At 65.5% G+C, this 19,175-nt stretch carries 17 protein-coding genes; 3 read left to right on the top strand and 14 right to left on the bottom strand.

The features are described from left to right. Positions 1 to 7 precede the first annotated feature (7 nt). The 4 genes from EC86_RS0111320 to EC86_RS0111305 all read right to left on the bottom strand — a co-directional run bounded on the left by EC86_RS0111320 (position 8) and on the right by EC86_RS0111305 (position 5,793). Positions 8 to 1,789 (bottom strand): acyl-CoA dehydrogenase, encoded by a 1,782-nt coding sequence (locus tag EC86_RS0111320; protein WP_029525740.1) that lies wholly within the window; start codon positions 1,787 to 1,789, stop codon positions 8 to 10. A gap of 33 nt (positions 1,790 to 1,822) precedes the next feature. Further along, positions 1,823 to 2,299: a MaoC family dehydratase gene (locus EC86_RS0111315; protein ID WP_029525739.1), complete on the bottom strand. Its 477-nt coding sequence runs from the start codon at positions 2,297 to 2,299 to the stop codon at positions 1,823 to 1,825. A 49-nt stretch (positions 2,300 to 2,348) separates the two neighbouring features. Then, positions 2,349 to 4,034, bottom strand: coding sequence for an electron transfer flavoprotein-ubiquinone oxidoreductase (locus tag EC86_RS0111310; protein WP_029525738.1), 1,686 nt, complete (start codon positions 4,032 to 4,034; stop codon positions 2,349 to 2,351). A 118-nt stretch (positions 4,035 to 4,152) separates the two neighbouring features. Beyond that, on the bottom strand, positions 4,153 to 5,793 hold the full coding sequence (locus tag EC86_RS0111305; protein ID WP_029525737.1) for an acyl-CoA synthetase: 1,641 nt from the start codon (positions 5,791 to 5,793) through the stop codon (positions 4,153 to 4,155). Between the two features lie 182 nt (positions 5,794 to 5,975). Between EC86_RS0111305 and EC86_RS0111300 the strand changes: the two genes are divergently transcribed. Together EC86_RS0111300 and EC86_RS0111295 are read left to right on the top strand one after the other, a co-directional pair. Continuing rightward, positions 5,976 to 8,027, top strand: coding sequence for a PAS-domain containing protein (locus EC86_RS0111300; protein ID WP_029525736.1), 2,052 nt, complete (start codon positions 5,976 to 5,978; stop codon positions 8,025 to 8,027). Then, complete coding sequence (locus tag EC86_RS0111295; protein ID WP_084181291.1) at positions 8,024 to 8,764, top strand: response regulator transcription factor; 741 nt, start codon at positions 8,024 to 8,026, stop codon at positions 8,762 to 8,764. Before EC86_RS0111300 ends, EC86_RS0111295 begins: the two co-directional genes overlap by 4 nt. 141 nt (positions 8,765 to 8,905) lie before the next feature. On the opposite strand, the gene EC86_RS0111290 is transcribed toward EC86_RS0111295, so the two are convergent. The 4 genes from EC86_RS0111290 to EC86_RS0111275 form a co-directional block, all read right to left on the bottom strand. Further along, entirely contained in the window at positions 8,906 to 9,928 is a 1,023-nt protein-coding gene (locus EC86_RS0111290) for a D-2-hydroxyacid dehydrogenase family protein (RefSeq protein ID WP_029525734.1), read from the bottom strand. After that, complete coding sequence (locus EC86_RS0111285; RefSeq protein WP_029525733.1) at positions 9,925 to 11,310, bottom strand: MmgE/PrpD family protein; 1,386 nt, start codon at positions 11,308 to 11,310, stop codon at positions 9,925 to 9,927. Before EC86_RS0111285 ends, EC86_RS0111290 begins: the two co-directional genes overlap by 4 nt. 113 nt (positions 11,311 to 11,423) lie before the next feature. Next, a complete protein-coding gene (locus tag EC86_RS0111280; protein WP_029525732.1) occupies positions 11,424 to 12,395 on the bottom strand; it encodes a Bug family tripartite tricarboxylate transporter substrate binding protein in 972 nt (323 codons plus the stop codon). A gap of 97 nt (positions 12,396 to 12,492) precedes the next feature. After that, the gene (locus EC86_RS0111275) at positions 12,493 to 13,218 is read right to left on the bottom strand and encodes a GntR family transcriptional regulator (RefSeq protein ID WP_029525731.1); all 726 of its coding nucleotides are present in this window, start codon (positions 13,216 to 13,218) and stop codon (positions 12,493 to 12,495) included. A 227-nt stretch (positions 13,219 to 13,445) separates the two neighbouring features. On the opposite strand from EC86_RS0111275, the gene EC86_RS0111270 reads away from it, so the two are divergent. Beyond that, a complete protein-coding gene (locus EC86_RS0111270; protein WP_029525730.1) occupies positions 13,446 to 13,631 on the top strand; it encodes a CsbD family protein in 186 nt (61 codons plus the stop codon). A gap of 212 nt (positions 13,632 to 13,843) precedes the next feature. Here EC86_RS0111270 and EC86_RS0111265 read toward each other — a convergent pair whose 3' ends face one another. From EC86_RS0111265 to EC86_RS0111240, 6 genes are all read right to left on the bottom strand, one after another. Next, positions 13,844 to 15,163, bottom strand: coding sequence for a tryptophan--tRNA ligase (locus EC86_RS0111265; RefSeq protein WP_029525729.1), 1,320 nt, complete (start codon positions 15,161 to 15,163; stop codon positions 13,844 to 13,846). Between the two features lie 21 nt (positions 15,164 to 15,184). Further along, complete coding sequence (locus tag EC86_RS0111260) at positions 15,185 to 15,853, bottom strand: site-2 protease family protein (protein ID WP_029525728.1); 669 nt, start codon at positions 15,851 to 15,853, stop codon at positions 15,185 to 15,187. Positions 15,854 to 15,889: 36 nt separating this feature from the next. Next, positions 15,890 to 16,525, bottom strand: a complete 636-nt coding sequence (locus EC86_RS0111255; protein WP_029525727.1) for an L-threonylcarbamoyladenylate synthase — start codon at positions 16,523 to 16,525, stop codon at positions 15,890 to 15,892. Positions 16,526 to 16,536: 11 nt separating this feature from the next. Continuing rightward, complete coding sequence (locus EC86_RS0111250) at positions 16,537 to 17,442, bottom strand: DMT family transporter (protein WP_029525726.1); 906 nt, start codon at positions 17,440 to 17,442, stop codon at positions 16,537 to 16,539. Beyond that, the gene (locus EC86_RS0111245) at positions 17,439 to 18,302 is read right to left on the bottom strand and encodes a 3',5'-nucleoside bisphosphate phosphatase (protein WP_029525725.1); all 864 of its coding nucleotides are present in this window, start codon (positions 18,300 to 18,302) and stop codon (positions 17,439 to 17,441) included. Before EC86_RS0111245 ends, EC86_RS0111250 begins: the two co-directional genes overlap by 4 nt. 105 nt (positions 18,303 to 18,407) lie before the next feature. Then, positions 18,408 to 19,169 carry an aspartate/glutamate racemase family protein gene (locus tag EC86_RS0111240; RefSeq protein ID WP_029525724.1) on the bottom strand — a complete coding sequence of 254 codons (762 nt, stop codon included), beginning with the start codon at positions 19,167 to 19,169 and terminating at the stop codon, positions 18,408 to 18,410. Between the last annotated feature and the right edge of the window lie 6 nt (positions 19,170 to 19,175).

Below are 19,175 nucleotides of genomic sequence, written 5' to 3'. Positions count from 1 at the left end.
CTGCCGTTCAGAACAGCTCAACCGACATGCGGTTGGTGGTCGGGCCGGCCAGGCAGATACCTTGGGCCAGTCCGGGTGCCTGCGTCAGCACCGATTCGGCGTAGAAGCGGGCGGTGACCAGCTTGGCGGTAAAAAACGCCGGGTCGCTGTCCATCTTGTCCAGGGCGACCATCAGGGCTCTAGCCATCTGCCAGCCGCACAGCACCACGCCGGCCAGTTTCAGGTAGTTCACCGCGCCGGCGTAGACCGTTTTCGGCTCGCTCCTGCCATTGGCGACGATGAAGTCGATGGTCTTTTCAAGCGCCAGGCGGCCCTGGCGCAAGGCGTCAAGCATGGCGCTGCAGTCGTCGTTTTCATGTGCAGCCAGGTCTTGTTCGGTGGCGGCGATCTGGTCGCACAGCGACCTGGCCACGGCGCCCTTGTCGCGCAGCGTCTTGCGGCCGACGAGGTCGTTGGCCTGGATGGCGGTGGTGCCTTCGTAGATGGTCAGGATGCGGGCATCGCGCAGGTACTGGGCGGCGCCGGTTTCCTCGATGTAACCCATGCCGCCGTGGACCTGAATGCCCAGGCTGGCCATGTCGATGGACATCTCGGTCGAAAACCCCTTGATGACGGGAACCAGGTATTCGTACAGCGCCTGGTTGTGTGCCCGGATGGGTTCACTGACCGCGTGGTGGGCCGCGTCGCTGGCGGCGGCGGCCACGTAGGCCAGGGCGCGTGCGCCCTCGACATGGGCGCGCATGGTCAGCAGCATGCGCTTGACATCGGGGTGGTGGATGATGGCGACCGGGCCGCTTGATCCCGCCAGGTCGCGGCTCTGGGCGCGGTCATGCGCGAAGCGCACGGCTTTTTGGTAGGCGCGGTCGGCAATCGCGATGCCCTGCATGCCCACGGCAAAGCGGGCAGCGTTCATCATGATGAACATGTATTCGAGGCCACGGTTTTCCTCGCCGATCAGGTAGCCGACCGCGCCGCCATGGTCGCCGAACTGCAGCACGGCGGTCGGGCTGGCCTTGATGCCGAGCTTGTGCTCGATGCTGACGCAATGCACGTCGTTGCGCGCACCCAGGCTGCCGTCGTCGCCGACCATGAACTTGGGCACGACGAACAGGCTGATGCCCTTGACGCCCTCGGGCGCGCCAGGCACGCGGGCCAGCACCAGGTGAACGATGTTCCCGGTCATGTCGTGTTCGCCGTAGGTGATGTAGATCTTGGTGCCGAAGACCTTGTAGGTGCCGTCTTCCTGCGGCTCGGCGCGGCTGCGAACCGCTGCCAGGTCGCTTCCGGCCTGCGGCTCGGTCAGGTTCATCGTTCCGGTCCATTCGCCGCTGATAAGCCTGGCTGCGAACTTGCGCTTGAGCTCATCGCTGCCCGCGACCAGCAACGCCTCGATGGCGCCATCGGTCAGCATCGGGCACAGCGCGAACGACATGTTGGCGGCGTGCAGCATCTCGGCGCAGGGCGTGGCAATCAGCTTGGGCAGGCCCTGGCCGCCAAACTCGGCCGGGTGGATCACGCCTTGCCAGCCGCCTTCGGCAAACTGCCTGAAGGCGTCCTTGAAGCCGGGCGTGGTGGTGACGACGCCGTCTTTCCAGCTGCTCGGCTTCTGGTCGCCTTCCCAGTTCAGCGGCGCGACGACGCTTTCGCAGAACTTGGCGGACTCTTCGAGCACGGCCTGGGCGGTGTCCAGGTCATAGTCTTCAAAGCCGGGCAGGGCGCTGACCTTGGGAAGGCCGGCGAGTTCCTGCATGGCGAACAGCATGTCTTTCAGGGGGGCTTGGTAGCTCATGGGGTGTTTTCTGGTGTGAGTGTTGAACGGGATTCAGGCGGCGGTCGGGGCGGCCAGCAGCGCGGCAGCCTTGGTGGCGCGCCGGGCCGATGAATCGACCTTGACCAGCGCTTCGCCGTCGATGACCACGACGCCCTTGACGCTGCAGGTGGTGTGCAGCACCACGCGGCCACGGTCGGCGATGACTTCGCGCACCTTGACGGTGGCATGCACGGTGTCGCCGGGCCGCACCGGCGCCAGGAACTTCAGGTGCTGGTCCATGTAGATGGCGCCGGGGCCGGGCAGGCGGTTGGCGACCGCCGCCGAGATCACGCTGGCCGACAGGAAGCCGTGGGCGATGCGGCCCTTGAAGGCGGTCGTGGCGGCGTACTCTTCGTTGATGTGGATGGCGTTGCAGTCGCCCGACACGCCGGCAAACAGCACGATGTCGGCTTCAGTGATGGTCTTGGAAAATACCGCCATCATGCCCACGCTCAGGTCTTCGATGTCGTAGCCGTTCAGTTCGTTCATGTCGGTGTCTCGTGTTGTGGATTAAAGGGTTGAATGTTTCGAAGAGGCGTTACATGCCGCTGTAGTTCGGCCCGCCGCCGCCCTCTGGGGTGACCCAGACGATGTTTTGCGTCGGGTCCTTGATGTCGCAGGTCTTGCAGTGAACGCAGTTCTGCGCGTTGATCTGCAGGCGGTCTGTGTTGTCGGCGTTCTTGACGTATTCGTACACCCCGGCCGGGCAGTAGCGGCTCTCGGGGCCGGCGAACCGGGCCAGGTTGATGCTGACCGGCACGCTGGCGTCCTTGAGCGTCAGGTGCGCGGGCTGGTGCTCCTCGTGGTTGGTGTTGCTGATGAACACCGACGTGAGGCGGTCAAAGGTCAGCTTGTTGTCCGGCTTGGGGTAAACGATGGGCTGGCACTCCGATGCCGGCCTGAGCATCGCGTAATCGGGCTTGTGACGGTGGATCGTCCACGGCGGGCTCTTCACGCCGATGCGCGGCAGCAGCCAGTGCTCGACGCCCGTCATCAACGCGCCCACGTACAGGCCCTTCTTGAACCACGACTTGAAGTTGCGCGACTGGTTCAGCTCTTTGGCCAGCCAGCTCGCTGCGTACGCCTCGGGGTAGCTGCCCAGTTCATCATGGTGCCGGCCTGCCGTCACGGCTTCGTACGCCGCCTCGGCCGCCAGCATGCCCGTCTTGATCGCCGCGTGGCTGCCCTTGATGCGCGCCGCGTTCAGATAACCCGCCTCGCAGCCGATCAGCGCGCCGCCGGGAAACACGGTTTTTGGCAGGCTCAAGGCGCCGCCGGCGGTCAGTGCCCGCGCGCCGTAGCCGATGCGCTTGCCGCCCTCCAGGTATTTGCGGATCGCCGGGTGCGTCTTCCAGCGCTGCATTTCCTCGAAGGGGCTCAGGTAGGGATTGCTGTAGTCCAGCCCGGTGACAAAGCCCAGCGTGACCTGGTTGCCATCGAGGTGGTACAAAAAGCCGCCGCCGTAGGTGTCGCTCGTCATCGGCCAGCCGGCGGTGTGAACGACCAGTCCCGGCTGGTGCTTGGCGGGGTCGATTTCCCAGAGTTCCTTCACGCCCAGCGCGTAGGCCTGTGGGTCGCGGCCTTCGTCCAGCTTGAAGCGGCTGATGAGCTGGCGGCCCAGGTGGCCGCGCGCGCCTTCGGCAAACACCGTGTACTTACCCAGCAGTTCCATGCCCAATTGAAAGTTCTCCGTGGGCTCGCCGTCCTTGCCCACGCCCAGGTTGCCCGTGGCCACGCCCCGGACAGAGCCGTCGTCGTTGTACAGCACTTCGGCGGCGGCAAAGCCGGGAAAGATTTCCACGCCCAGGCTTTCGGCTTGACTCGCCAGCCAGCGCGTGACGTTGCCCAGGCTGATGACGAAGTTGCCGTCGTTGTGAAAGCAGTCGGGCACGAAGAACGCCGGCGTTTTGGTCGCGCCGGTCTCGCTCAGGAACAGCACTTCGTCGGCCGTGACCGGCTGCGTCAAGGGCGCGCCCAGCGCCTTCCAGTCGGGGATCAGCTCGGTGAGGGCTCTAGGGTCCATGACCGCGCCCGACAGGATGTGCGCGCCGGGCTCGGAGCCTTTTTCGAGCACGACCACCGACAGCTCCGTGCCTTTTTCAGCCGCCAGTTGCTTCAGGCGAATCGCCGCCGACAGCCCGCCCGGGCCGCCGCCGACCACGACCACGTCGTAGTCCATCGATTCTCTAGGGCCGAACTGGGCCAGGATTTCTGCTGGAGTCATGATTTTTAAGTAAAAGTGCCTGTTGCGCAGGCCAGTCGTGTGCAACCAGCTATGAATTCAGGAGTAACCACCGGTGCGGCTCCGATGGCTTCAAGGCATTACGCCGGGCGTGCGCCGTTCATTCCATGGCGGACGCCGAGCGCATCTGCTCGCGGAGCACGAACTTCTGGATTTTTCCGGTCGAGGTTTTCGGCAGCGTGCCGAACAGGACCTGCTTGGGCACCTTGAAGCGCGCCAGCTGCGCGCGGCAATGCTCGATGATCTCGGCCTCGGTCACGCTGGCGCCCTCGCACAGTTCGATATAGGCGCAAGGCACCTCGCCCCATTTGTCGTCGGGCTTGGCGACCACGGCGGCGACCATCACGGCCGGGTGGCGGTACAGCACTTCCTCGACTTCCAGGCTGGAGATGTTTTCGCCGCCGGAGATGATCACGTCCTTGCTGCGGTCCTTGATCTTGACGTAGCCGTCCGGATGCACCACCGCCAGGTCGCCGGTGTGGAACCAGCCGCCGGCAAAGGCTTCGGCCGTGGCCTGCGGGTTTTTCAGGTAGCCCTTCATCACCAGGTTGCCCCGGAAGAAAATCTCGCCCATCGTCTCGCCGTCGGCGGGCACCGGCTGCATGGTTTCGGGGTTCAGCACGGCAATGGCCTGCTGCATCGGGTAGGCCACGCCCTGGCGCGCATTGAGCGCGGCGCGCTCGCCAATCGGCAACTGGTCCCAGCCGGCCTGCTTGGCGCAGACGGCCGCCGGGCCGTAGACCTCGGTCAGGCCATAGACATGCGTGATGTCGATGCCGATGCGCTCGCAGCCTTCGATGATGGCGGCCGGCGGCGCCGCACCGGCGATCAGGCCGGCAATCGGGTGCGAGATGCCGGCGCGCAGCACCTGCGGCGCATTGATCAGGAGGCCATAGACAATCGGCGCGCCGCACAAATGCGTGACGCGGTGTTCGCGGACCAGCGAGAAGATCAGCGCCGGATCGACCTTGCGCAGGCACACGCTGACGCCCGCCTGCAGCGCCAGCGTCCAGGGAAAGCACCAGCCGTTGCAATGGAACATCGGCAGCGTCCACAAATATACCGAATGGCGCGGCATTTCCCAGGTCACCACGTTGGACACGGCGTTCAGGTAGGCGCCCCGGTGGTGCGTGACCACGCCTTTGGGGTTGCCGGTGGTGCCGCTGGTGTAGTTCAGCGCAATCGCGTTCCATTCGTCGGAGGGCAGCGACCATTCGTAGGCTTCGTCGCCGGTCTGCAGGAAGGCCTCGTAGTCCATTTCGCCCAGCAGCGTGCCGCCTTCGTGCATCGGGTCATCGACGTCGATGACCAGCGGGCGGGGCTGGCGCATCAGGTTGAGCGCCCGCTCGATCAGGGGTGAGAATTCGCGGTCGGTCAGCAGCACCTTGGCTTCGCCGTGGTCGAGCATGAAGGCCAGCGCTTCGGCGTCTAACCGGGTGTTCAGGGTGTTGAGCACCGCTCCCAGCATCGGAACGCCGAAATGCGCCTCGAACATCGGCGGCGTGTTCGGCAGCATGGCCGCGACGGTGTCGCCCACACCGACGCCGCGCCGCGCCAGCGCGCTGGCCTGGCGGCGGCAGCGCGCATAGGTCTGCGCCCAGGTAAAACGCGTGTCGCCGTGAATCAGCGATTCGCGGTCAGGGTAGACGCGTGCCGAGCGCTCCAGGAAACTGATGGGGGACAGCGCGGTGTAGTTCGCGCTGTTGCGTTCGAGTCCATTGTCATAGGCGGTCGTGGGCATGTCGGCAGTCTCCTGGTTTTGGCGCCATCAGCAGGCGTGAAGTGCATCCTCTGTGAAGAGGTGGATTCGATGATGGCATTCGACTGTTGCGCAATTTCAGGGCAAATGTATCGAATGATTGCGGCCTTCCGGCCAGCGCGGCAGCGCCCTAGAATGGGCCAATCCGCCGGAGCCTGCCTTTCATGCCATCACACGTTTCCCCCGATCCCCAGCAAATCCACTACCGGCACGAGCTGCTCCAGGCCGGGCTGGACCGGCTTGACCAGGGGTTGACGGTGATCGACGGCAACCTGCGCATCGTCGCCTGGAACAAGGCTTTCTTGCGCCTGCTCGATTTCCCCGAAAACATGGCGTTTGTCGGCGCGACCTTCGAGTCCTTCATGCGCTACAACGCCGAGCGCGGCGAATACGGGCCGGGCGATGTCGAGCAACTGGTGGCCGAGCGCATGCGCCTGGCGCGGCATTTCACGCCGCACTACACCGAGCGCGACCGACCCGACGGGCAGATCCTGGCGGTGCGCGGCGAGCCCCTGCCGCACAACGGCTTTGTCACGCTGTACACCGACATCACCGCCAGCCGGCGCCATGAGCAGCAGATCGAGCAGCAGAACGCCGAGCTGGAGCGCCGGGTGGCCGAGCGCACGCATGAACTGCAGGCGACCAACCGGCGCCTGATCGTCGCCGACGACGCCAACCAGCGCATCACCGAGGCCCTGCGCCGCAGCGAGGAAAACCTGCGCCTGATCACCGACACCGTGCCGGCGCTGATCGGCTATTTTGACCACCAGGAAATCTACCGCTATGCCAACAAGGGCTACGCCGACTGGTTCGGCACGGTCCGCGAGGGCGTGGTGGGCCGGCCCATCCGCGACGTGGTCGGCGACGAGGTCTACACCGATATTTCGCGCCATGTGCATCGGGCGCTCAAGGGCGAGCGCGTCAGCTACGAATACGCCATGCGCCGCCCTGGCGGACGACTGGTGTATGCGCGCAGCGAACTGGTGCCCGAACTCGACGCCCAGGGCGGGGTGGCCGGCTGCTTCGTGCTGTCGGTCAACATCACCGACCTGAAGAACACCCAGGCGGCGCTGGTGCATGCGCAGAAGATGGAAGCCGTCGGGCAGCTCACCGGCGGCCTGGCGCATGACTTCAACAACCTGCTGACGGTCGTGATCGGCAACCTGGTCACCCTGCAGGACCGCTATCCCAACGATCCGGACATTGGCGAATACGTGGCGCCAGCACTGAAGGCCTCGCGCCGGGGCGCCTCGCTGATCAAGCGGCTGCTGGCCTTTGCACGCAAGCAGCCGCTGTCGCTGCGCTCGGTGAACATGGCCGACCTGGTGAACGAAACACTGCTGCTGCTCAAGCGCACCCTGCCGGCCTCTATCACGGTGACGGCCTCGCCGGTGGACGAGCCGGTCCATGCGATGACCGACGCCCAGCAGCTCGAAAACGCCTTGCTGAATCTGGCGCTGAACGCGCGCGACGCCATGCCCGAGGGCGGCCAGCTGACGATCCAGGCCGCGCGCACGGTGCTTGGCGCGGCGCAGGCGGCCGATTTCGACGTGGCGCCGGGCTGCTACGTGGCGCTGAGCGTGTCCGACACCGGCATCGGCATGGACGCGGCCACGCAGGCGCGCGCCTCCGAGCCTTTTTTCACCACCAAGCGTTTCGGCTCGGGCAGCGGCCTGGGGCTGTCGATGGTGTATGGCTTTGCCAAGCAGTCGGGCGGCGGCATCTGCATCCAGAGCGCGCTGGGCGAAGGCTGCGTGGTCACGCTGGTGCTGCCCTGCACCGACGACGAAGAGCTCGAAGCCGAAACGCTGCCGGGTCCGCAGGCGCTGGCCAGCCGGCACGGCGCGCAGCGCCCGCTGGTGCTGCTCGTCGAGGACGACCCCGACGTGCGCCGGGTGATCCGGCTGCAGCTGGTCGGCCTGGGCTATCCGGTGATCGAGGCCGACCATGCGGCCGATGCCCTGCAACTGCTGGCCAGCGTGCCCACCGTGGGCATCCTGGTGTCGGACCTGGTGATGCCTGGCGGCATGGATGGCCGGGCGCTGTGCAGTGCGGCGAGCCAGCGCGCGCCGCATGTGAAGGCCCTGCTGATCAGCGGTTACGCCGACGGCGATGCCGCACCTGGAGCCGGCGGCGCGCCTGCCGGGGTTTCGCTGCTGAAAAAGCCGTTCACCGCCACCGAACTGCAGCAGGCGCTTGACCGCCTGGGCGCATGACGGCCGGCATGTTTCGCCAGCCGGAGGGGCCGCGCTGCATCTACCTGCTGGACGACGACCCGGACATCTGCCGGCTGGTCGGCAGCACGCTGCGCGAGTTCGGTTTCGAGACCGTCGAATGCCACACGGCGGCGGAACTGCACCGCCTGCTGCTGGTGCGGGTGCCCGACCTGTGCATCGTTGACCTGGGCTTGCCCGACGCCGACGGCATGGACGTGGTGCGCGAGCTGCAGGCGCGCCATGACTGCGGCGTGATGGTGCTGACGGGGCGCGGCTACCTCAGCGACCGGGTCATGGGCCTGGAGCTGGGCGCCGACGACTATGTGGTCAAGCCCTTTGAGCCGCGTGAACTGGTGGCCCGCGTGCGCAGCATTTTGCGTCGCCGGGACAAGGCGCCCGGCGCTCAAACGCAAACGCCCGCGCGTTCGCACATGGCCGAGTTTGGCGGCTGGCGGTTCCGCGCCGACTCGAACCTGCTGACGTCGCCGGGCGGCGAGGAATGGACGCTGAGCGCTGGCGAGTCGCGCATGCTGTTGCAGTTTTTGCAGCGGCCCAACCGCATCCTGGACCGCGAGCAGCTGTGCGGCGACCGCGACCTCTCGGCGCTTGACCGCAGCGTCGATGTGCGGGTTTCCCGGCTGCGGCGCAAGCTCGAATCCGATGCCCAGCATCCCACGACCATTCGCACGGTCTACGGCGCGGGCTACCTGCTGGCGGCCGAGGTGACGTGGCTGTAGGGAAGCGGCTGGCAGTTCAGGCTTGACGCCACTTCCCGAGTGCATCCGTTTCAGCACGAAAACTGCATTTATGCGTCAAATAAGCCGTTTGCGCACGACTGGTATGCGCAAGCAGCTATTGATTCAGGAGCAAAAAAGCGCTCAGGCGGCGCTGGCGCTTTCGCCCATGACGCGCACCAGCGGCTGCCCTGCCAGCCAGGCCGCCAGGCATTCGCCCACGCCCGAGGCAAAGCGCTCGAACACCGGCTCGGCGACAAAACCCAGGTGCGGCGTCAGCAGCGCGTTGGGCAACTGGCGCAGCGGCGAATCCTGCGGCAGCGGCTCGACATCGAACACGTCGAGCGCGGCGTAACCCGGCCGTCCCTGTTCAAGCGCGCTGGCCAGCGCCTTGGAGTCGATCAGCGCCGAGCGCGAGGTGTTGACCAGCAGACTGTCCGGCCGCATCAAGGCCAGAAGCGGCGCATCGAGCAGGTGGCGCGTGGCAGGGGTCGGCACCAGGTGCAGGCTGACAACCTTTGAGGTCGCCAGCAGTTCCTCCAGCGGCACGGCCAGGGCGCCGTGCGCGGCGGCGCGCTCGGGCGTCATGCGCGGGCTCCAGGCGATGACCTTCATGCCCAGCGCCTGGCCCACCCGGGCCACGCGCCCGCCGATTTCGCCCAGGCCGACCAGCCCGAGCGTTTGCCCGTGCAGCACGCCGGCCAGCGGTAGCGCGGCATCGGGGCGCCACTGGCCCCGGCGCAGCAGCGCGGCCTGCGTCTCCAGCTGGCGCGTGGCGGCCAGGATCAGGGCCCAGGTCATCTCGCAGGTGCTGTCCTTGGACGGCCCCCATTCGGTATGGCTGACCGGAATCTGGCGCGCCGCCAGCGCGGCCAGGTCGAGCGTGGTGTTGCGCGTGCCGGTGAAGACGAGGTAGCGCAGTTTGGGAAGCGCTGCCAGCAGTTCAGCGTCGAATGGCGTGCGGTCGCGCACCAGCACCACGGCATCGGCGTCTTTCAGCGCATCGACCAGCGCCTGGCCGCTCAGCGGCTGGTGATGCAGCGTCACGTCGGCCAGCGCCTCGATGGGCGCCCAGTCCACCAGCCGCCGCAGCGCCTGTTCGGCATCGCCCACCACGACGATGCGGGGCCGCGCGCCGGGCGCGCAGGGATTCGCAAGCGCGTTCATGCCTGCGGCACCGCCATCGCGGCCAGTGCGCGCAGGTCGGGGGCAGCGGCCAGGTGCCAGCAGACGCTGATCAGCTCGGCGGTAGGGGCCGCGCCCAGCACCGGGTCCGACAGGCCATGGAATTTGGCTTCAAGATTGCCATCGGTCATGGGGTTTTGCAGCGAGCCGATGGCATGCTCGACAAACACATGCACGCGGCTGCCGTCCTTGAGCACCGCCGTCACATCGGCGCTGGCCTCGTCGATCGAGTCATCGACCGTCGCCACCACCTTGCGGCGCAGCGCGACCATGTCGGCGCGGTTGACGATCTCGTCGGAAAACTCGTCTTCCGCCGCGCGGCCAAACGTCAGCCCCGCCGCGCAGCCGTGGTAGACGCTGAACTTGGCCTGCAGGCCGTCGGCTGGCTCCTTCTTGCCGGTCAGTTCCAGCACCAGCGAATGCACCTTCAGCTCGATGCTTTCCACCTGCTCGGGCGTGACGCCCCGGCGGCCCAGCTGCACGCAGGCGTCGATGCTCGGGTGGATCACGATGCCGCAGGCAAAGGGCTTGTAGCTGTTGAACGAGATTTCAAAGCGCTTGCCCAGTTCATCGGTGATTTCCAGCCAGTCGTTCTTGGTGGAAACCGTCTGCATCATGCCGCGCGGCGCTTCCAGTGCCCTGGGGCTGGCGGTGTAGCCCTGGGCGGCCAGCAAGGCGGACATCAGGCCCGCACGTGCGGCGGCGCCGGGATGAAACGGCTTGGTCATGGTGCCGAACTGCTCGCGCATGCCCACCGGCTGCGAGGCCGCGATGCCCAGCGCCATGGCTGTCCTGCCGGCGTCGAGTTTGAGCAGGCGGGCGCAGGCGGCTGCCGCGCCAAGCGTTCCGGTCGAGCCGGTGATGTGCCAGCCCCGGTCATAGTGGTCGGGGTACATCGCATTGCCGACGCGGCAGGCCACGTCGATGCCCAGCACCAGCGCATCGAGCAGTTCGCGTCCGCTGGCGCCCGTGTGCTCGGCCAGCGCCAGCAGCGCCGACGCCACCGGCCCGGCCGGATGGATGATGGTCTTGAGGTGCGTGTCGTCAAAGTCGAAGGTGTGCGACGTGATGCCGTTGATCATTGCCGCGCTGGCAATATCGACCTTTTCCGCGCGGCCGGGCAGCGTGGCCTGGGACGCGGGCTGCAGGAACATGACGGCCGCGACGGCCGCGTCTGCCGCCTCGTGGCGAGCGGCGCCGACGGCGCAGCCCAGCCAGTTCATGAAGGTGCGGTGCGCCTCGTGGTCCACCGCGTCGCTCCAGCCGCCGGCCAGGAAGCCGGGGTGGTTGGCGACGAATTCAGCCAGGATTTGCGTGACGGGCGGGGCATGGTGGTCGGCGGCGACCTGGGTGTTGCGGGCCATGAAGTGGTTTTTCCAAAAAAGAGGTTAAGAATTATGAAAATGCTGAGTTGCTATGAAAAATATAGCTACTCATGCAACAGGGATTTGCGCAAAGAGGATTTTTAGCTTGAAATTCAGCTGTCCAGCTCGATCTTTCGCTCCTTCGCCAGCTTAGTCCAGCGCGCGATGTCGGTCTTGATGAAGGCCGAGAATTCCTCGGGCGACATCACGATGGGCTCGATGGCCTCGACCGACAGTTTCTCGCGCAGGTCGGGCGCCCTGAGCACGGTGGCCAGGGAGTCATTCAGTTGCTTCACGATGGGCGCGGGCATGCCGGCCGGCCCCACCACGCCATACCACTGCTGCGCATCAAAACCCTTGAAGCCCGATTCGTCCAGCGTCGGCAAGTCCTTGAACTGCGGGTGGCGGCTCAGGCCGGTGACGGCCAGCGGGCGCACCCGGCCCGAGCGGATGTGCGGGATGGCGGCCGCCAGGCCCGGAAACATGGCCTGCGTCTGCCCGCCGATCAGGTCGGTGAAGGCCGGCGCCACGCCCCGGTAGGGAATGTGGACCATGAAGGAATTGATCTGCTGCTTGAACAGCTCCATGGTCAGGTGCGTCAGCGAGCCCTGGCCGGCCGAGCCGTAGCTGACGCGGCCCGGATTCTTCTTTACATACTCGACGAATTCCTTCACGGTCTTGACCGGCAGTCTGGCATTGACCACCAGCACGTTGGGCGTGGCGCCGATCATGCCGATGGCAGTGAAGTCCTTGACCGCGTCGTAGGGCAGCTTGCGCGTGGCCGGGCTGGTGCCGTGCGTCGCCACATAGCCCTGCATCAGCGTGTAGCCGTCGGGCGCGGCGCGCGCCGTCGCCTGGCAGGCAATCACGCCGCCGCCCCCGCCCTGGTTGTCAACAATGAACGACTGCTTGAGCAGGGCGCCCCAGCGCTCGGTCAGCGTGCGCCCGACCATGTCGCTGCCGCCGCCCGCCGACACCGGAACGATGTAGCGGATCGGCTTGCCCGGGTAAGCCGTCTGGGCGAAAGCCAGGCCGGGGGCGTAGATCAGTGCAGGGGCTGCCTGCAGGAGGGTGCGTCGTTTCATGGTTTGTCTCCAGTGATTGATTGATTGATGGATGGTGGATGGGTCAATGCCGCTGCCGGCTTGAGGCCGCTCTTCGGGCTGCTTTGTGTTCAGGGCTTCATGCAAGCGGCAGGGCGGTTTCCTGGGATGGCGGCGGCGCGGCGTCACGCAGCCGCGCGTAGGCGCCGCCCACGTGGTGCGCCATCAGGGCTTCGCAGCGCAGCGGGTCGCCGTCCCGGATCGCCCGCACGATCTCGACATGCTCGTCCATCGAGGCCTGCATGCCCAGGTCTTGCGAGAGATTCTTCAGGCGCGACAGGTGCAGCTTTTGCACGATGCCGCGGTAGCTGTCGATCAGCTGGCCGTTGCCCGCCGACTCGACGATGACCCAGTGGAAGTGCAGGTTTTCACCGTAGTAGCGCTGCACGTCGTGCCGGCCGGCGGCCTCCAGCATGGCATCAACCGATTTGCCCAGCAGCGTCAGCAGCGCCTGGCGCTCGCCATCGGGCAGGCTGGCGGCGCAGCGCCCGGCAAAGCCGTCGAGCAGGCCGCGCATCTGGTAAAGGTCGCGGATCTCGGTCGCCTGCAAGTGGCGCACGAAGACGCCCGAATGCTTGCGCGAGACGACCAGCCCGGAGCTTTCCAGTTCACGCAGGGCTTCGCGCACCGGCACGCGCGACACCTGGAGCCGGCTGGCCACGTCGGGCTCGTTGATGCGCTGGCCGGGCACCAGTTCGCCTTTCAAAATGAGCGCGAGCATGTCGTCCCGCACCAGCTTGGCAAGCGAGGTGTCGCGGACATCGACCAGTCGGTCGGCGGAGGATTCGGTGAACCAGGGGAGCATGGGCATCCATCTTTGTATTTGTTATATCGTATACGAAATAGAAAAGCTGCGTTTGGCGTTTATATGTCCACGCCTCGGGTTCATGCGATCCGTGCGTTCTGCTTGCCTTTTCTCACAGCGCTTGCCTGTAGGAAACAACCCACGCGCTTTTGCGCCATGTCCTTGTTTTCTCGGTAGCCAGGCGTCATTAGCCTGAAGGCATCATCAACTTGGAAAAGGATTTCGTCATGAACAAGGATCAAGTCAAGGGCGCCGTGAAGGATGTCGCAGGCAAGGTGCAGTCCAAGGCGGGCGAGATGACCGGCAACACCAGCCAGCAGGCCAAGGGAATGGCCCGGCAGGCCGAAGGAAAGACACAGAAGAAGGTGGGCGATGCCAAGGAAGTCGTGAAAGACAAGATTGACAAGATCTAGCGCCAGATTACGCTGGCTTGCCAACACGGTATTCATGGCGGTCAGTATTATTTGCTACTGAATTAATAGCTGCTCGCGCATGCTGGCATTGCGCTAAATGATGATTTAACGCCGAAAGTTGTTTTTTTGGTAAATACAACGACACCATAAAGAAGGAAGAAGGCCGGTTTCTCAACCGGCCTTCTTGCGTTTTCCCGGAGTCGGCGTGCGGTTCAGTCTTGCGAAGCGCTAAAGAATGCCAGCGCCGTGGCGAGTTCGCCTTGCGTAATTCCTGGCGCGGTTTCGAGCATGTCCTGCAGCCCGGCCAGCGCGGTCGAACCCTCTTTTTGCAGGGCGGAAATGGCCAGCGCTGCCGCTTTGGGTGCGTCAAACCCACGGCTTTGTAGCAGCAGCCGCGCATCCGCATCGAGCAGCTTGAAGTAAAACCGGCCGTCTTTTTCGCGGTATTGCTTGAACGCCGGGGCGGCTGTTTTGGCAACCTTGCCTTTGGCAGCCGCCGGAGCGTTTGACGCCAGGTTGCGCAGGCCGACTGCGCGCCGCAACTCGCCCATGAACGGCGTGGCGACCGCACGCGCCTTTTCCGCGCCGGCCTGCAGCAGCTTCTCGATTTCCTGCGGATTCCCGATCAGCGCCTGATAGCGCTCGCGCATCGGCGCGACTTCCTGGTCGATGCGCTCGAACAGCATCTGCTTGGCGTCGCCCCAGCCAATGCCGTCGGCATACGCCTGGCGCAGACCGGCGGTTTCGCTTTCGCTGGCAAAGGCCTGGTAGATCTGGAACAGCGCCGAGCCGAAGGTGTCCTTGGCTTCGCCGGGGGCGCGCGAGTCGGTGACGATGCCGGCAATCAGCTTGCGCAACTGCTCGCGCGGCGTGAACAGCGGGATCGTGTTGTCGTAGCTCTTGCTCATCTTGCGGCCGTCCAGGCCGGGCAGCAGGGCGACGGATTCTTCAATCGCTGCTTCGGGCAGCACCAGGTGCTCGCCGTAAAGATGGTTAAAGCGCTGCGCCATGTCGCGCGCCATTTCGATATGCTGGATCTGGTCGCGGCCGACCGGCACCTTGTGCGCCTTGAACATCAAAATGTCGGCGCCCATGAGCACCGGGTACATGAAGAGGCCGGCCGTCACATCGGCATCCGGGTCGTTGCCGGCGGCTTCGTTTTTATCGACGGAAGCCTTGTAGGCATGGGCGCGATTGAGCACGCCCTTGCCGGTCACGCAGGTCAGCAGCCAGGTGAGTTCGGGGATTTCGGGAATGTCGGACTGGCGGTAGAACATGACGCGCTGCGGGTCCAGCCCGGCGGCCAGCCAGCTGGCGGCGATCTCTAACGTCGAGCGCTGGATGCGCGCTGGGTCGTCGCACTTGATCAGCGCGTGGTAGTCGGCCAGGAAATAAAAGCTCTGCACGCCGGGAAGGCGGCTGGCCGCCACCGAGGGGCGGATCGAGCCGACAAAGTTGCCCAGGTGCGGCGTTCCGGTGGTGGTGATGCCGGTCAGGAAGCGCTGTAGCGGTGCGGAAGAAGTGGAGTTCATGCGGAAAATGGAGATAAAAAGTCAGCCCAGCAGGGACAGCAGCGGCGAGATCAGCGTGTTGATCAGACCATAGCCCAAGGTCATGAGCGGGCGCAGCCACAGGGTGCCGACGACGCCGGCCAGCACCAGTCCCATGACGATGAAAAAGCCCCAGGGCTCGATGCGCGACACCAGCTGCGCCTGTTTCCACGGCAGCAGGCCGACCAGGATGCGGCCGCCGTCCAGGGGCGGCAGCGGGAACAGGTTGAAGGCCCACATCACCAGGTTGACCAAAATGCCGGCCTGCGCCATCTTGAGGAAAAAGGGCTCTTCGATGCCCGTGGCAGCCAGCACCACCAGCATCAAGGCCCAGAAAATGGCCTGCGCAAAGTTCGATGCCGGACCGGCCAGCGCCACCCAGACCATGTCGCGCTTGGGGTTGCGCAGGGCGCCGAAATTCACCGGGACCGGCTTGGCATAACCAAACAAAAAAGCCCCCGAGGTGGCGAAGTAAAGCATCAGCGGCATCAGGATCGTGCCGATCGGGTCGATGTGCTTGAGCGGGTTCAGCGTGATGCGGCCCTGCAGGAAAGCGGTGTTGTCGCCAAAATGGCGGGCCGCGTAGCCATGGGCGGCTTCATGGATGGTGATGGCGAACAGCACGGGAAGTGCGTAAAGGGTGACGGTTTGAATCAGGTTGGCAATGTCCATGGCTTGGATTGTGTCAGACGCTTTGCTAGCCGCGCCTCACAGCCCGAGCGGCGCCAGTTCGCCCCGGCCCTGGCGGATCACCACCGGGTCGTCGCCGTCGGCCATGGGCGTCAGGTCGACCACGGTGGTCGCTTCCTTGTGGCACGCGCCTGCGTCAATGATGGCGGCCAGTTCGCGCTCCAGCGGCCCGGTGATGTCCTGCGCGTCGCTGATGGATTCGGTCTCGCCGCGCGGGATCAAGGTGGTCGCCAGCAGCGGGCCGCCATGCAGTTCAAGCAGGGCTTGCAGGGCCTTGTGGTCAGGAACGCGCAGGCCGATGGTCTTGCGCGACGGATGGCTCAGGCGGCGCGGCACTTCCTTGCTCGCTTCCAGGATGAAGGTGTAGGGGCCGGGGGTGGCGCCCTTGAGCAGGCGGTACTGCTTGTTGTCGACGCGAGCGTAGTTGGACAGCTCGCTCAGGTCACGGCACAGCAGCGTGAGGTGATGCTTGTCATCGACCCCGCGAATGCGGCGCAGGTTGTCGGACGCCGCCTTGTCGTCCAGCTGGCAGACCAGCGCATAGCTCGAATCGGTCGGCACGGCGGCAATGCCGCCGCGCTGGATCAGGGCGACAGCCTGCTTGAGCAGGCGCGCCGGTGGATTGTCGGGATGGACTTCGAAAAACTGGGCCATGGCAAAACCTTTCAAGATTCAGTGGCTTGGATGAGGACGCGGCTTTCGCGCACGGCCAGCCATGCGCCTGTCGCGCCGCACACCGCGATCATGCCCATGCCCAGTAGCGACAGGTCGTCGGGAACATGGGAAAACGCCAGCCAGCCGCCCAGCATGGCAAAGCCGATCTGGGCATACAAAAAAGGCGTCAGGGTGGAAACCGGTGCTCTGGCATAGGCCAGGATCATCATGAAATGGCCGACGGTGCCCATCAGGCCCATCAGCGCCAGGCCGGCCCAGAGCGTCCACGAATCGAGCGAAGTCCAGGCAAACGGCAAGGCCAGCGACGCCAGCAGCATGCCGACCCAGCCACTGTAGAAATGCATGGTGACCGGGTCTTCGGTACGCGCCAGCCGGCTGGTCAGGATCTGGAACCAGGCATGCGAGATCACCAGGCCGAGCGGCAGCAGCATGGCCCAGCTGAATTGTTTTCCGCCGGGCCGGATGATGATGAGCGTGCCGACGAAGCCGCCAATCACCAGCGCCCAGCGCAGTACCGACACCCGCTCACCCAGGGTGAGCGACGCCAGCAGCGTGATGACCAGCGGCGTGATCATGACAATGGCCGTGAACTCGCCCACCGGCATGTGCTTGAGGCTGAAAAAGGCAAACATGCTGGTGGCCAGCAGCAACACGCCGCGCAGGCACTGGAACTTTGGATGCGCCGTGCGCAGCAGGCTCCGGCCGCGCGAAGGCAGCATGGCCATGGTGGTGGCAATCGCCTGGAACGCATAGCGAAACCACAGCGCCATCAGCACCGGAACGCTCAGTGAAACGATCTTGGTGGTGGTGTCGAGCACGGCGAAGCAAGCCACGGCCGCCACCAGAAGTGCAATCCCCGCCAGTGTGTTGGGAGGTGTTCTGGTCGCGCCGCTCATGCCTGGATGCGGCCAGCCAACAGTTCCCACACCGGCGTCAGGTCGCCCGGCAGGAAGGGCAGGGTGCCCAGGTCGGTGTGGCTCTCAATGGGGCTGTGAAAGTCGCTGCCGCGAGAGGCGGCCAGGCCGAATTCCTTGGCGGTCTCGGCGTACTTGATGAATTCCTGCTTGGTATGGCTGCCGGTGACGACTTCCACGCCGCGCCCGCCATGGGCCTTGAATTCGGTGAACAGCGCATATTCCTCGTTGGCCGAGAAGTTGTAACGGCCCGGATGGGCAATCACCGCAATGCCCTGCGCCTGCGTGATCCAGGTGACCGCATCCTTCAGCGTGGCCCAGCGATGCGGCACGTAGCCGGGCTTGCCTTCGGTCAGGTATTTGCGAAAGACCTCGTTCGTTTCCTTGCAGACACCGGACTCCACCAGGTGGCGGGCAAAGTGGGTGCGCGAGATCAGTTCAGGGTTGCCGACAAACTTTAAGGCACCCTCAAAGGCGCCGTGGATGCCGACCCTGGCCAGCGAATCGGACATTTCCCTTGCCCGCTGCTCGCGGCCGTTGCGGGTGTCGTACAGCCCCTGCTTGAGCTTGATGTCGTCCGGGTCGAAGCCCAGGCCGACGATATGAACCGTTTCGCCGGCAAACGTCACCGAAATCTCGGTGCCGGTCAGGTAGGCCATGCCTTGCGCCCTGGCGGCGGCGGCGGCTTGGCGCTGGCCGCCGATTTCGTCATGGTCGGTCAGCGCCCACAACTCGACGCCGTTGGCTTTGGCGCGCTCGGCGAGTGCTTCGGGGGTCAGGGTGCCGTCGGACACGACGGAATGGCAATGCAGGTCGGCGTTCAGGATATTTTGGGGTTTCACGGCTTAATTTTAGGCGTTATGAGGCGCCGGCGCCGGACTGCGTGCTTTGTCCTCGATGCGTTCCGGCAGAAGGCGCGGGTTGACGGATACGTCCATGCCAATACTTCAGGGGGTGGCGCCTTGCGTGCCGAGTGCCGCCAGTTCGGGCGAAACATTGAACCAGGCGACATCAAAACCGGGCGTGCCGCGCCTGGCGGGCGGCGCCTGCGGGCACAGTGCCCATCTGGCGCCGGCCAGCACGCTGTCGATGACCGGCACGTCCAGCGCGGGCTGAATGGCCGCTGCCATGCCGGCCAGCCCGGCCCCGCCCAGGATCACCGCCTGGACGCCCCAATGGCGTTGCGCGTCGCGGCAGGCCTGGCCGAGCAGGGCGCTTGCGGCCAACGGGTCGGCGGCAAGCTGCGCGCCGGTCGGCGCTACCTTGTGGATGCCAGCCAGCAGCGGCGCATGGCCGAGCGCCTGCGCCAGCCGCTCAAGCATCGGCCCCCAGCGCTCGCCGCCGGTGACGATGGCAAAGCGGCCATGGCGCGCGGCCTCGATGAACGCGGCTTCGGCCAGGCCGGTGACCGGCACCGCGCTGCTTTCGCGCAGCGCCAGCAATCCGGGGTCGCCAAAGCAGCCGATCAGCACCGCGTCGGGCGCTTCGTGCGGCCCGCCGTCCGGCTTGACCAGCGCGGCGGCCCAGGCGTCGAGCGTGGCATGGCCGGCCACGGCATAACTGGCTTCATCCGAAATATAGGGCGCGCCAAAACGCGCGGTGACGGTGCGCACCCGTACCTGCGGCCCGCTGGCGGCCTGCACATGGGTTTGCAGCAAACCGCTGACCGAGGCCGATGTGTTGGGGTTGATGACCAGAAGACGGCGCATGAGGCT

Origin of the sequence: Polaromonas glacialis (genome assembly GCF_000709345.1) — a bacterium.
GTDB lineage: Bacteria > Pseudomonadota > Gammaproteobacteria > Burkholderiales > Burkholderiaceae_C > Polaromonas > Polaromonas glacialis.
The sequence above is the reverse complement of the archived record's forward strand: the minus strand, read 5'-3'. Positions and strand labels throughout refer to the sequence as shown.

What these genes read in the sequence shown, in the direction of transcription:
- EC86_RS0111320 (WP_029525740.1), bottom strand. Translation starts at nt 1,789, where the DNA reads ATGAGCTACCAAGCCCCCCTGAAAGACATGCTGTTCGCCATGCAGGAA.
- EC86_RS0111315 (WP_029525739.1), bottom strand. Translation starts at nt 2,299, where the DNA reads ATGAACGAACTGAACGGCTACGACATCGAAGACCTGAGCGTGGGCATG.
- EC86_RS0111310 (WP_029525738.1), bottom strand. Translation starts at nt 4,034, where the DNA reads ATGACTCCAGCAGAAATCCTGGCCCAGTTCGGCCCTAGAGAATCGATG.
- EC86_RS0111305 (WP_029525737.1), bottom strand. Translation starts at nt 5,793, where the DNA reads ATGCCCACGACCGCCTATGACAATGGACTCGAACGCAACAGCGCGAAC.
- EC86_RS0111300 (WP_029525736.1), top strand. Translation starts at nt 5,976, where the DNA reads ATGCCATCACACGTTTCCCCCGATCCCCAGCAAATCCACTACCGGCAC.
- EC86_RS0111295 (WP_084181291.1), top strand. Translation starts at nt 8,024, where the DNA reads ATGACGGCCGGCATGTTTCGCCAGCCGGAGGGGCCGCGCTGCATCTAC.
- EC86_RS0111290 (WP_029525734.1), bottom strand. Translation starts at nt 9,928, where the DNA reads ATGAACGCGCTTGCGAATCCCTGCGCGCCCGGCGCGCGGCCCCGCATC.
- EC86_RS0111285 (WP_029525733.1), bottom strand. Translation starts at nt 11,310, where the DNA reads ATGGCCCGCAACACCCAGGTCGCCGCCGACCACCATGCCCCGCCCGTC.
- EC86_RS0111280 (WP_029525732.1), bottom strand. Translation starts at nt 12,395, where the DNA reads ATGAAACGACGCACCCTCCTGCAGGCAGCCCCTGCACTGATCTACGCC.
- EC86_RS0111275 (WP_029525731.1), bottom strand. Translation starts at nt 13,218, where the DNA reads ATGCTCCCCTGGTTCACCGAATCCTCCGCCGACCGACTGGTCGATGTC.
- EC86_RS0111270 (WP_029525730.1), top strand. Translation starts at nt 13,446, where the DNA reads ATGAACAAGGATCAAGTCAAGGGCGCCGTGAAGGATGTCGCAGGCAAG.
- EC86_RS0111265 (WP_029525729.1), bottom strand. Translation starts at nt 15,163, where the DNA reads ATGAACTCCACTTCTTCCGCACCGCTACAGCGCTTCCTGACCGGCATC.
- EC86_RS0111260 (WP_029525728.1), bottom strand. Translation starts at nt 15,853, where the DNA reads ATGGACATTGCCAACCTGATTCAAACCGTCACCCTTTACGCACTTCCC.
- EC86_RS0111255 (WP_029525727.1), bottom strand. Translation starts at nt 16,525, where the DNA reads ATGGCCCAGTTTTTCGAAGTCCATCCCGACAATCCACCGGCGCGCCTG.
- EC86_RS0111250 (WP_029525726.1), bottom strand. Translation starts at nt 17,442, where the DNA reads ATGAGCGGCGCGACCAGAACACCTCCCAACACACTGGCGGGGATTGCA.
- EC86_RS0111240 (WP_029525724.1), bottom strand. Translation starts at nt 19,169, where the DNA reads ATGCGCCGTCTTCTGGTCATCAACCCCAACACATCGGCCTCGGTCAGC.